The sequence below is a fragment of the Novosphingobium sp. PP1Y genome (genome assembly GCF_000253255.1).
Lineage (GTDB): Bacteria > Pseudomonadota > Alphaproteobacteria > Sphingomonadales > Sphingomonadaceae > Novosphingobium.
Genome location: NC_015583.1, coordinates 545,643 through 557,391, shown reverse-complemented (window position 1 = coordinate 557,391; position 11,749 = coordinate 545,643). Strand labels below are relative to the sequence as shown.

Sequence of the window (11,749 nt, the reverse complement as noted above, 5' to 3'; positions counted from 1 at the left end):
CAATGCCGTCAAGCGGTCTGCAGTTCGGCAATAAGATCTTCGCGCAGGCGGAATTTCTGAATCTTCGAAGTCGACATCGGCCATTCATCGACGAAGCGGACATGGCGCGGCACCTTGAAGCCGGCGATGCGGCCCTTGCAGTGCTCGATCAGTTCCTGTTCGCTTACGCTTTCCCCATCCGCCAGTTCGACGAAGGCAGCCGGCACTTCCACATAGCGATCGTCGGGAAGTCCGACGACTTGCGCCAGCTTCACCGCGGGATGGGTCTGCAGCATCGCCTCGATCTCGGCTGCGGCAACATTCTCCCCGCCGACCTTGAGCATGTCCTTGAGCCGGCCGTGGAACATCACGTTACCCTGCGCATCGATCGAGCCGATATCGCCGGTGTGGAACCAGCCGTCGCGGATCGCCTCGGCGGTCTTGTCGGGGGCATTGTAATAACCCTGGAGCACGTTGGGCCCGCCCAGCACGATCTCGCCGCGCTCGTCCGGTCCGCAGTCCGCGCCGGTCTCGGGATCGACGATGCGTACCTTCCATTCATCCAGCGGTACGCCGCATCGCCCCGTGCGCACTTCGTAGCTGTCGGACAGGCGGCTGGTCGAAACCGTGCCGGCCGCCTCGGTGAGGCCGTAAGTGCCGACCTGGATCGTGTGCGGCATCGCCTCGGAAACGGCGAGCTTGATCCATTCGGGCTGGACCGCGAAATTCGAGTTCATGACACGCAGGCGCGAGAGGTCGGTCTTCTCGAAACTCGGGTGGGTAATCAGGCCCTGCATGATCGTCACGAAGCTGGGATAGGCAATCGTCGCGCCTTCCCGGCCAAGCATTTCCAGCCCCACGCCCGCATCGAAATGGGGGATCGTCATGTAGGCACCGCCCAGATCGAGGATCATCGTCATCGGCAGGATTCCCGCGATGTGGAAGATCGGCAGCGGAGACCAGACCTTGTCCTGCGCGGTGCATTCGTAGCGCACACCGAGGTTGCGGCTGTTCGCCACTTGCGCGCGATGGCTGATCATCGCGCCCTTGGGATTGGCCGTCGTCCCCGATGTATAGAGGATCATCGAGGTATCGCCCGGCTCCACCGCATCGATCCGCGCATCGATCTCGGCTTCATCGACTCTCTCGCCTGCCGCCAGCGCGGCGCGGGCGGGAATCAGATAGGCCGCGCAGTTCTCGTCGAGACAGACAATGCTGCGCAGGCGCGGCGCTTCCTTGAGCGAGAGCCGCCACGCATCCGTCTGATGCACAAGCGAGGGCATTGCCGTTTCGAGCCGGAGGCCGAAATCGACGCTTTCGGCGACCTTGCCGGTCGTGATCACCGTCACGAGATCGGCATTGGCCACCACATAGCCCAGTTCGCTGGCCTGGTAGCGGGCATTGACCGGAACCGCGACGGCCCCAGCCATGGTGATCCCATAGAATGCCGTGATGAAATCGATACAGGTAGGCAGGAGGATGCCGACGTGGTCACCGGGCTTCACGCCCATTGCCACAATCGCCTTGGCCCAGTCGCGGGCAGCCCGGTTCAACGCCTCATAGCTCAGCCGCCTGTCAGGAAACACGATCGCATCGCTTTTACCATGACGCCCCGCCGAAGCGCGGACCATCGCGCCCATGGTCAGGATCGGCTTTTGATCGCCCATCGCCTGCTCTCCCAATCTTTGCCTTGACCCGCGATGCGCCCGCCGAACGACGAGTCAGACCGAGGACCTTCGTTTGCAGCGAGCTTATCAAGGCAAACGGAAAAGACAATCATTCATGTCTGTTTTAATTTTGGAGGGCATGGTGGCGTTTCGGGCAGGCCGTTTGCGCCAACAGCGCAGTGCCTGGGCGACTCGCCGTGCTTGCGCTCAATATTGCATTGGGATTACAGGGCCTGTCCAAACACCTAGCCGCAGCATTTGGCGGCCCGATAATTTCAGGCGAATCACATGGCCCTATCGCGCACCAAATCGACCCGCACCGCCAAGGCGGCCCCGAGCCGCAGCACCGGCGGCACGCTGCAGGCCGCCAAGGCTGCGCAGACGCGCAGCCGCTTGATCGAGGCCACGATCCGCTGCCTGGTCAAGTACGGCTACGCGAACACAACGACGCCGCGCGTCGCGCAGGAGGCGGGACTTTCGCGCGGTGCGATGATGCACCACTTCGAGAACGGCGCGGCCCTGATCAAGGCCACGATCATCGAATTGCACGAGCGGCGCCTGCGCGCCTTTCGTCGCGCCGCGGAAAAGCCCGAACACGATGTCGACAATCTGACCGAGACCTATTGGGCGCAGGTTCAGAAGCCCGGGTTCATCGCCTTCCACGAGCTGGCCGTCGCCGCGCGCACCGACAAGGAACTGTCCGACATCCTGGTACCGCTGCAGGAGGAGTTTCGCGCGCGCTTTAACGATCAGGCACAGGCCCTGTTCCCCGAATGGCGCAGTTCTCCCGAAAAGTTCGACTTGGCCATGAACCTTTCGCAGACGATACTCGAGGGCATGTCGATCGCGGTCCAGACGGGCGCGATGTCTTCCGAGAAGGTTCCCGCTATGCTGCAACACCTCGAAAACCAGATTCGCGAGCTCATGCCGCGAGAGCAATCCTGATCGCAAACACCGCAGGCCCAGGCGCCGCGAGAGCCGCCCGACAGCCTTAAAAACAATCTTGTTTGTCTTTTTGATGCTCTGGCGTTACGTTGCTTTCCGGCAGAGGGAACAAACGGCGCAGTCCGGCCCTTGCCGTTGATTAGCAAGGACAAACGAATTGAGCGCCCCAAAGACCTTCGAACCCAAGATCTTCCGGCCCGAAGACGACGGTCCCGACCGGCCGCGCCGGGGACTGGACGACGATTCGCTGCGCACGCAAACGACGATCTACCGCGATGACCTGCTCGCCGGACAGACCGTGCTGATCACAGGCGCCGGAAGTGGAATGGGCAAGGCCGCGGCCTACCTCGCTGCAAGGCTTGGCGCTCAGGTCGCGATCTGCGGGCGTGACCCGGAAAAACTCGAAACCACGGTCAAGCTGGTACGCGAAGAAACCGGCAGCGAAGTCCTCGCCGTGCCTACCAACATTCGCGATCCGGAAGCGGTCGAGGCGCTGATCGACAAGGTGCACAGCCACTTCGGCGGCATCGACACCATCGTCAACAACGCCGGCGGGCAATTCCCGCAGGATGCCATCGACTTTTCCCGCAAGGGCTGGCTTGCCGTCATCGATACCAACCTCAACGGGACCTGGTGGATGATGCAGGAAGCCGCCAAGCGCTGGCGCGAAATCGGCAAGCCCGGAAACATTATCAATATCGTCGCCAACGTCGAGCGCGGCATGCCGCAGGCTGCGCATACCTGCGCCGCGCGGGCCGGCGTGATCTACCTGTCCAAGACGCTGGCCACCGAATGGTCGCGCTGGAACATTCGCGTGAACTGTATCGGTCCCGGCGTGATCGAAACCGAGGGCTTCCGCATGTATCCCGAAGAGGCGCTTGCCCGCTTCCACAAGGCCAACCCCATGAAGATGCGCGGCAATGCCTGGGACGTGGCCGAGGCGATCGCCTATCTTGCTTCGCCTGCAGCCCGCTTCATCAATGGCGACCTGTTGATCATTGACGGTGGACAGGCGCAGTGGGGGGTCATCTGGCCAGCCGGGATGCCGGACTATTTCAGCGAAGACGGCGCAGCCTGAAGCGGCGCTCAATCTGCACCAAAACAAGCTTAAACTAATCGGGAGAAGAGGATGGGCCGGGTAGAAGGCAAAGTCGCGCTGGTTACCGGCGGCGGGTCGGGTCTGGGCGCTGCGGATTGCGAAGCCCTGGCGCGCGAGGGCGCGACCGTGGTGGTGACTGACGTCAAACTCGAGCCCGCGCTGGCCGTAGCCGACCGGATCGGGAACGGCGCACTCGCCATGGCGCTCGACGTTTCCGACGAGGCTCAATGGATCGCGGTCATGCAGGAAATCGAGGCGCGCTTTGGCCGGCTCGACGTGCTCGTCAACAACGCGGGCGTCGTGCTCAATGCCGATGTCGAGGACACGACGCTGGAGCAGTACCGCTGGGTCAACGCGATCATGTCGGACGGCGTCTTCCTGGGCTGCAAGCATGCGATCCCGCTAATGAACCGCAATGACGGCGGTTCGATCATCAACATGAGTTCGACCGGGGCCCTGCTCGGCTATCCGATCTTCTTCGCTTATTCCGCCGCCAAGGGCGCGGTGCGGGCGATGACCAAGTCGGTCGCCGTCATGTGCCAGGAAAAGGGTTACAAGATCCGCTGCAATTCGGTCCACCCCGGCGCGATCGAGACGCCGATGGTGCAGACCGCCGAAGGCCGCGCGCCTCAGGAAGTGGCCGAGGGCGTCCTGCCCCCGGGAACGCCGGGCCACCCCAAGGACGTCGCCGCCCTCGTGCTGTTCCTGGCCTCCGATGAATCGCGCTTCATCAACGGCGCGGAAATGGTCATCGACAATGGCGTGACAATCCGCCCGTTCTGATCTGGGCCCAAGAAAATTCGCCGCTGCGACCTGCCTTGAGGCGGTTCGCAGCGGCGAGGGCAAAAGCGCGAGGCTGGCCTCCAGGGCCGCGCTTCTAGTTTTCCATCCAGCGATCCAGTTCCTTGTGGAAGTGGCGCAGGCGCGCTTCCTGCTCGCACCAGAGCGGGCCGCGAAATCCGCGCGAACGCGCGCCCTTCTGGACGATCGGCAAGAGGTCCGAGTCCTGGTCCAGCACTTCGCCCATTCCCGGCGGCTCACCCAGGGAGGTATGGACGACTTCGGGCCTTGTCGCTCCGGTCACATCGACCTCCTTGCCAAGCCCCATCCAGCCGGGAGCCCCGTAACCGGGCGCATCGACGTGGCGGTACATGATCGTGGTGTCGTAAGTGAACTGCTCCGGATCGCTTTCATGCGGCTTGAAGCGATGGAGAAAGACCGCTTCGGGATGGCAACCGATCTGCATGTTCGGAAAGATCCCGAAAATGGTGCTGTCGGTCAGCTGCGCATCGGAAAAGTGCGAGTAGTCGAGCCCGATCTTCGCCGCGCGCTCACGCTTGGCAATGGCAACGGCCGCGCGGCTTTCCATCGCCGTGCCCGAGAAGCTCTGCGGATCGATCCCGGCGTCGGCCAGCAGCATGGCGATGCCCGGATTGATTCCCTCCTGATCGGGAAAGTGCGAGTTGGGCTGCGCCATCGGTACGAACTGGCGGCTCAGCCCGCCGGGGAACAGATCGATGTGGGTGCGATCGTCGATCACGCCCATCGTCTGCGGGTGGATCGCGTGGAGGTGATAGCTCTCGTAGAAAGCATCGATCCCGCCCTTCCAGTTCGCTGCCCAATCCGACCGGCGATGCTGGACGACATGCATCAGGTCGATCCGATAGGTCTCGAGCATGGGCAGCAGGGGTCCCAGATACTCCTTCAGCGGCGGCACATCGTCCGACATCGAGATGAACACCAGACCGACCGCCTCCTCGGCGCGCACCGTTGTAAGGTCGGTGCCATGGCACAGGACTTCCGGCCGAAAGGTTTCCTTGTCGGTGACCTTCTCGTTCTTGCCGTCCAGGCCGAAACGCCAGGAATGAAACGGGCAGGTGAAACTGTCCTGACTGCCCATCTCGCCCGTCACCAACTGACTGCCGCGATGAGGACAGACATTGTAGTGGGCAGCGACCGACCCGTCATTCTGCCGCACCACGATGAAGCTCTCGGGACCGATGTCGAACTTCACCCAGTCGCCCGCCTCGGGCAGGTCGCTTGCCGGTGCGGCGAGCAGCCATGTCCTGGTAAATACCTTTTCCCATTCCCGCGCGAAAAACTCGGGCGAGGTGTAGCGGGTCGGGTCCAGCCGCTCCGTCCCGTTATCTATCGCAGGGGCGGGCTTGTCGAAGGGATGCTGCGAGCCCTTGTGAACTGCCCAGCTTCTGGGGTCATAGTTCACGCGCTCTTCTCCCCTTTCATCCGGCGATCCAGCTCAGCGTGGAAGTGGCGCAGACGGCCTTCCTGCTCGCTCCACAAAGGACCGCGGAAACCGCGCGAACGCGCACCTTTCTGGACGATCGGCAGGAGATCGGAGTCCTGATCCAGCACTTCGCCGAGCCCGGGCGGTTCGCCAAGCCCGGTATGCACGATCTCCGGGCGCGTGGCTCCCGATAGATCGACATCTTCCCCGAGCCCCATCCAGGCAGGAGCACTGTACCCCGGCGCATCGACGTGCCGATAAAGGATGCAGGTGTCGTAGGTGAACTGGTTGGGGTCGCTCTCATGCGGGACGAAGCGATGAAGGAAGATCGCTTCGGGATGGCACCCGATCTGCGCGTTCGGAAAGAGCGAATAGACCACCGAATCGCTGAGCTGGCTGTCGCTGAACCGCTCGTATCCCAGGCCCAGTTCCTCCGAGCGTTTGCGCTTGGCCTGCTGGACGGCCTCGCGGGTCTGCGCCGCCGTACCCTGGTAATTTTCCGGGTCGATGCCGGCATCGCGGAGCATGAGCTGGATGCCCGGATTGACCGTCTCCTGATCAGGATAGCGTGCGGCAGGCTGGGCGAAAGGAACAAACTGGCGGGACAGGCCGCCCGGCCACAGGTCGATCTGGGTGCGGTCGTCCATCAGGCACTGGGTTTGGGGATGAACCGCGTGAAGATGGTAGATTTCCGCGAAGGCATCGACACCGCCTTTCCAGTTCGCGCCCCAATCGGACCGGCGGTGCTGGACGACGTACATCTGGTCGATGTCATAAAGCTCGAGCTGCGGCAGGATCGGGGCGAGCCACGTTTTCAGGGGCTCGATCTGCGGATCCATCGAGATGAACACGAGACCGACCGCGACTTCACAGCGCACCGAAGTCAGATTGCGGTCGTGGCACAGCACTTCAGGGCGGAAAGTCTCTTCGTCCGTGACGGCAACGTTCTTGCCCTCGAGGTCGAACTTCCAGCTATGGAACGGACAGGTGAAACGCTCGAGCGATCCGAAGTCGGTCGTGACGAGCTGGCTGCCACGGTGCGGGCAAACGTTGTAGTGCGCGTGAATCTCGCCGTCGTCACCCCGCACGATAATGAAACTTTCGGGGCCGATGTCGAACTTGAAGAAGTCGCCCTCCTCGGGGATGTCGGAGGCTGGACCCGCCAGCAGCCAGCTCTTGGCGAAGACCTTGTTCCATTCCTCGCGCATGAAGTCGTGATCGAAATACCGTTCCGGTGCGGGGCGGCTAGTGCCGTTGTCGATCTGCGGCGCACGCTCGTTGAACGGATGAGGTGTGCCGACGTGGATATTCCAGTCGTCGAAATCGAGCTTCATCATGGTCATCCCTCTCCATTTGGGATTTGTAACGGCGTCTCAACTTGCCGTCCTGATCCTTCCCCCGGTCCGGCTTCTCGCCTGTCCGACTCCGCGGGGGGTAGACTTGCATTAAAAAACAGTCATGATTGTTTTGCAAGCTGCTTTGCGAATTGTTCGATATTCAGCGGCACGGGAGAGACGAAAGATGAGCCTGACTTACGGAAAGACATTCCAGATCGCCTATGTCGTGCCCGATGTGGACGCGGCGATCGACCATTGGACCGGCGCGATGGGGGTCGGACCTTTCTTCGAGTTCCCGCTGCCTCTGCCTTTCGAGGAACTGGCCGTGCGCGAAGAGGCCGTTCCACTCGACGCCGACATTTTCGGCGCGATCGCCGTGAGCTACAGCGGGGACACGATGATCGAGCTGATCCAGCCGGGCACCGCTCCTTCCACCTATCGCGAATTCCTGGAATCGGGCCAAAGCGGCGTCCACCATTTCGGGACTTTCGTGGACGACTACGAAGCATGCATGGCGCGTGTGCGTGCACAGGGCGTGCCCGTCCTGCTGGAAGGGCGCCTGCCCCTCTCGCGCTTCGCCTACCTCGACACCGCCCGCCAGGGTCTCAGCCCGATCATCGAGATCATCGAACCCTATCCGGCCATGCACGAAACCTTTGCCATGATCCGCGAAGCCGTCGACAACTGGGACGGCAAGGAAGGCCGTCGCTCGCTGTAACGCCGGGACGCGCGGCTGGGGCAAGGTAGCCGGAGCGATCCGGCTGCCCCGCCTCTTCCGTTACAGTCCAGCCAGCACTCACCGAAAGGCGGGCAGCGCGAAGGCAACGACATAGTCGCCCGGTGTCGTGCCCATGTACATATGCCCGCCCGATGCGATCACCACATACTGCCTGCCGGTCTTCGACGAGACGTAAGTGATCGGCGTCGCCTGGCCGCCTGCGGGAAGCCTGCCCTTCCACAATTCGCGGCCCGTCGCCGTCTCGAAGGCGCGCACGTAGTTGTCCATGGAAGCGCCGATGAAGGTCACGCCGCTGGCGGTATTTACCGAACCGCCCAGGTTGAAGGCTCCCGGCACCTGAATGCCCAGTGGCGCGGTATCCTGCGACGTACCGAATGTGCGCTTCCAGGCCAGCTTGCGGGTCTTCAGGTCGATCGCGGCTATATGACCCCAGGGCGGCGCCTCGCAGGGAATGCCAAGCGGCGAGAGCATCGGCAGCAGGCTCACGCCGTAATTGGTGCCGACCTGCGGCAAGTAGCCGGGCGCATGCGAATCCCTGGCATCAGCGGGCCTGTCGGTATCGGCACCGTGCCGGAACAGCCGTACCTCCTGCGGCACTGCCGAGGAATTGACGATCATCAGGTGCCGCTGCGGATCGATGCTGACGCTGCCCCAGTTGAGAATCCCGAATGTCCCCGGCCACTGGATCGCGCCCCGCTCGGAAGGCGGAGTGAAGGCCCCGGAATAGTCCAGCGATCGGAAACGGATGCGGCACCACATCTGATCGAGCGGTGTGGTCCCCCACATTCCCGCCTCGGTCAGCGGATCGGGCGCGAAGGAGGGAAAACCGGTCACGAAAGGCTGGGTCGGCGAATACGTCTCCCCCGGCAAGGTACCCTTGGGCACGGCACGCTCCTCTACGCCGACGAGCGGCTTGCCGGTCGCGCGGTCGAGGATGAAGATGTCGCCGCGCTTGGTCGGTGCGGCAAGCGCCGGGACCGTGCGATTGCCGACCGGGAAATCGAACAGCACCGGCTGGGCGGGCATGTCGTAGTCCCACAAGTCGTGATGCACGGTCTGGAAATGCCAGCGCACTTTGCCGGTCGCCGCGTCGAGCGCCACGATCGAACTCGCATAACGCTCCAGCATCGGCGTGCGGTGGGTGCCGACATGATCGGGCGTGGCATTGCCGGTGGGCAGATAGACGAGGCCGAGCTTCGGGTCGGCGCTGAACACGCTCCAGGCATTTGCCGAACCGCGCGTCCAGCCCTCACCCGGGCCGGGCATTGGCGCATCGTCGGGACGGCCGCTGTCCCAGGCCCAGAGCAGCTTGCCGGTCTTTACGTCATAGGCGCGAACCACGCCCGATGGATCGAACCTGGAGAAGTTGTCGCGCACATAGGACCCCAGGATCGCGGTATCGCCCACGATCGCTGGCGGCGAAGTCGTGTAGGACATGAGTGGATCGATATGCCCCATGCCGGCATCGAGATCGACGCTGCCGTCCTTCCCGAAATCGCTGCAAGGCGTGCCGGTCAGGGCATCGCTGGCGAGCAAACGACCGTCCAGAGTCGCGCTGATCACGCGCTTGGCGCATGCACCCTTCGCGGCAGGGTCGCTGTGATAGGAAACGCCCCGGCAATTGAACATCTGGGCATTGCCGGGCTTCGCGTGGGGATCGCGCATCCACAGCTGCTTGCCGGTATCGGCATCGAGCGCGAAGACCTTGCCCGTTGGCGAGCAGAAATAGAGCCGGTCCTCGACCATCAGCGGCGTTGCCATGAACGAAATCGGCACCTTGATTTCAGGCCGCTTCTCGACCGTATCGCCCGTCTCGAAGGACCAGGCCTTCTCCAGCTTTGCCGCGTTGCCCGGCGTGATCTGCCCGGCAAGCGAATGACGCGTACCGGAGGCATTGCCGCCATAGGCCGTCCATTGCGTTGCACCCGGGTCCACTGCCGGCACCGGGATCGCCTGTGCCATCCTGCCTGCCCCGACCAGATAGACCGGAACATTGGCGTAAGCGACAACGAGCACGAGAACGCACAGCAGACCCGCTGCGCCGGGAAGAAAGCGCGTGGCCTTGTCCCCGGCATCGGTCAGCGCCCGGCGTACGGGCGGCAGGGCAAGGACCAGCGCGATCAGCGCGGGCCCGGCAAGGCGCGGCAGCAGTTGCCAGAAAGCTCCGCCCACTTCCCACAGCGCCCAGCCCAACGTTGCCAGCAGCATCGCGGCATAGACCCAAAGCCCCCGGCGATCTGAACGCCAGATCAGGCCCGCCGAGGCGAGGCAGGCGAACCCTGCAAGCAAATAGTAGAAAGAACCGCCCAACAGGACGAGGCGCAGGCCTCCGCCGGCCAGGACCAGACCCACGATTGCCAGAAATCCGCCGACCAACCATCGCGGCCAGCGCGGCGACCCGTTCACTTGCGCCATACTCATGCTCTCCCCTACCCTTATCGTCCTGTCACCGATCCGAAGCCGGCACCTTCTGTGCAGGCGCGGGAGATCAGCCGGTTTCGATCACCGCAATCGGCGCGCGAACATCGACCGTTTCGCCTTCCTGGGCGACGATTTGCAGCAGGGTTCCGGAAACCGGCGAAGGCACTTCCACAGTGGTCTTGGCCGCTTCGACTTCGACGAGATTCTCCCCTTCTTCGACCTTGTCCCCGGGACCCTTGAGCCATTTGACGATTTCGCCGTCCTGCATTCCCATGCCATATTGCGGGAGAACGACCGTAAATTGCGCCATGCGTCTTCCTCCTCAGGCCGGAACCGATGCGGCCGCGCCGACAAGCCTGCGGGCGGCATCGACGATCCGCTCGACCGAGGGATAGAGCGGCTTTTCGATGTGCGGACTGAACGGCAGATGGGTATCCGGCGTCGTGACGCGCACGACGGGAGCGCGCAGGGCGTGAAACGCATGTTCCACGATCGTGGCCGAAATCTCGCTGGCCGCGCTGCACGTCATGTGCGCGGGATCGACGCAGATCGCGCGGCCTGTCTTGCGCACCGACTGCACGATCAGGTCGCGATCGAGCGGGGCCAGCGTGCGCGGGTCGACAACTTCGATCGAGATGCCTTCCCTGGCCAGCTGCTCGGCGGCCTTGAGAGCCACGTTGACGCCGCCGGCAACACCAATGACACTGATGTCGGTGCCTTCGCGCTTGATATCGCCCTTACCCAGCGGAATCACGAAATCGGGATCGTCGGGAAGCTCGGACTTGTTCATCCAGCAGGTCGAATCCTCGAAGCTGAGGACGGGATTGTCATCGCGCACCGCGCCCTTGAGCAGCCCCTTCATGTCATAGGCATTGGAGGGGGCGATGATCTTGAGGCCAGGCATGTTCATGAACATGGAATAGGGCCGGTCGGAGTGCTGCGCCGCGTTGGAATTGCCGTAGAACAGGCATGAACGCAGCACCAGCGGCAGACGCGCCTGCCCCCCGTAGATGTAGCGGGACTTGGCGATGATCGAACAGATCTGGTCCATCGCCGGAAACAGGAACGAGGAAATCGTGGCATCGACGATCGGACGCATGCCGACCATCGCCGCACCTCCGGCTGCGCCGATGAAACCGTTTTCCGAGATCGGCGTGTCGCGCACGCGTTCCTCGCCGAACATGTCGACGAAGCCGGTCGTGGTCCCGAAGACATTGCAGCGAATATCCTCGCCCATCATGAAGACGCGTTCGTCGCGCTGCATCTCCTCCATCTGGGCCTGCCGGATCGCTTCGAGATAGGTTGCCTTTGCCATGT

The 11,749-nt window shown here is 63.1% G+C and carries 10 protein-coding genes; 4 read left to right on the top strand and 6 right to left on the bottom strand.

The window, feature by feature from the left end:
• Nucleotides 1–8 precede the first annotated feature (8 nt).
• A complete protein-coding gene (locus tag PP1Y_RS03450) occupies nucleotides 9–1,646 on the bottom strand; it encodes a class I adenylate-forming enzyme family protein (RefSeq protein ID WP_013836706.1) in 1,638 nt (545 codons plus the stop codon).
• Between the two features lie 288 nt (nucleotides 1,647–1,934).
• Here PP1Y_RS03450 and PP1Y_RS03445 point away from each other — a divergent pair, with 288 nt between their 5' ends.
• The 3 genes from PP1Y_RS03445 to PP1Y_RS03435 all read left to right on the top strand — a co-directional run bounded on the left by PP1Y_RS03445 (nucleotide 1,935) and on the right by PP1Y_RS03435 (nucleotide 4,473).
• On the top strand, nucleotides 1,935–2,591 hold the full coding sequence (locus PP1Y_RS03445) for a TetR/AcrR family transcriptional regulator (protein ID WP_013836705.1): 657 nt from the start codon (nucleotides 1,935–1,937) through the stop codon (nucleotides 2,589–2,591).
• Nucleotides 2,592–2,748: 157 nt separating this feature from the next.
• The gene (locus tag PP1Y_RS03440; protein ID WP_013836704.1) at nucleotides 2,749–3,669 is read left to right on the top strand and encodes an SDR family oxidoreductase; all 921 of its coding nucleotides are present in this window, start codon (nucleotides 2,749–2,751) and stop codon (nucleotides 3,667–3,669) included.
• Nucleotides 3,670–3,720: 51 nt separating this feature from the next.
• On the top strand, nucleotides 3,721–4,473 hold the full coding sequence (locus tag PP1Y_RS03435) for an SDR family oxidoreductase (protein WP_013836703.1): 753 nt from the start codon (nucleotides 3,721–3,723) through the stop codon (nucleotides 4,471–4,473).
• 94 nt (nucleotides 4,474–4,567) lie between these two features.
• Here PP1Y_RS03435 and PP1Y_RS03430 read toward each other — a convergent pair whose 3' ends face one another.
• Both PP1Y_RS03430 and PP1Y_RS03425 read right to left on the bottom strand, forming a co-directional pair.
• Complete coding sequence (locus tag PP1Y_RS03430; RefSeq protein WP_013836702.1) at nucleotides 4,568–5,914, bottom strand: SRPBCC family protein; 1,347 nt, start codon at nucleotides 5,912–5,914, stop codon at nucleotides 4,568–4,570.
• On the bottom strand, nucleotides 5,911–7,269 hold the full coding sequence (locus PP1Y_RS03425) for an SRPBCC family protein (RefSeq protein ID WP_013836701.1): 1,359 nt from the start codon (nucleotides 7,267–7,269) through the stop codon (nucleotides 5,911–5,913). The genes PP1Y_RS03430 and PP1Y_RS03425 overlap by 4 nt, the downstream gene beginning before the upstream one ends.
• Before the next feature lie 187 nt (nucleotides 7,270–7,456).
• On the opposite strand from PP1Y_RS03425, the gene PP1Y_RS03420 reads away from it, so the two are divergent.
• The gene (locus tag PP1Y_RS03420) at nucleotides 7,457–7,990 is read left to right on the top strand and encodes a VOC family protein (protein ID WP_013836700.1); all 534 of its coding nucleotides are present in this window, start codon (nucleotides 7,457–7,459) and stop codon (nucleotides 7,988–7,990) included.
• Nucleotides 7,991–8,068: 78 nt separating this feature from the next.
• Here the strand turns inward: PP1Y_RS03420 and PP1Y_RS03415 are convergent, their stop codons facing one another.
• From PP1Y_RS03415 to PP1Y_RS03405, 3 genes are all read right to left on the bottom strand, one after another.
• The gene (locus PP1Y_RS03415) at nucleotides 8,069–10,432 is read right to left on the bottom strand and encodes a membrane-bound PQQ-dependent dehydrogenase, glucose/quinate/shikimate family (protein ID WP_232512349.1); all 2,364 of its coding nucleotides are present in this window, start codon (nucleotides 10,430–10,432) and stop codon (nucleotides 8,069–8,071) included.
• 67 nt (nucleotides 10,433–10,499) lie between these two features.
• Entirely contained in the window at nucleotides 10,500–10,742 is a 243-nt protein-coding gene (locus tag PP1Y_RS03410) for a biotin/lipoyl-containing protein (RefSeq protein WP_013836698.1), read from the bottom strand.
• A 12-nt stretch (nucleotides 10,743–10,754) separates the two neighbouring features.
• Nucleotides 10,755–11,747, bottom strand: a complete 993-nt coding sequence (locus PP1Y_RS03405; protein ID WP_013836697.1) for an alpha-ketoacid dehydrogenase subunit beta — start codon at nucleotides 11,745–11,747, stop codon at nucleotides 10,755–10,757.
• Between the last annotated feature and the right edge of the window lie 2 nt (nucleotides 11,748–11,749).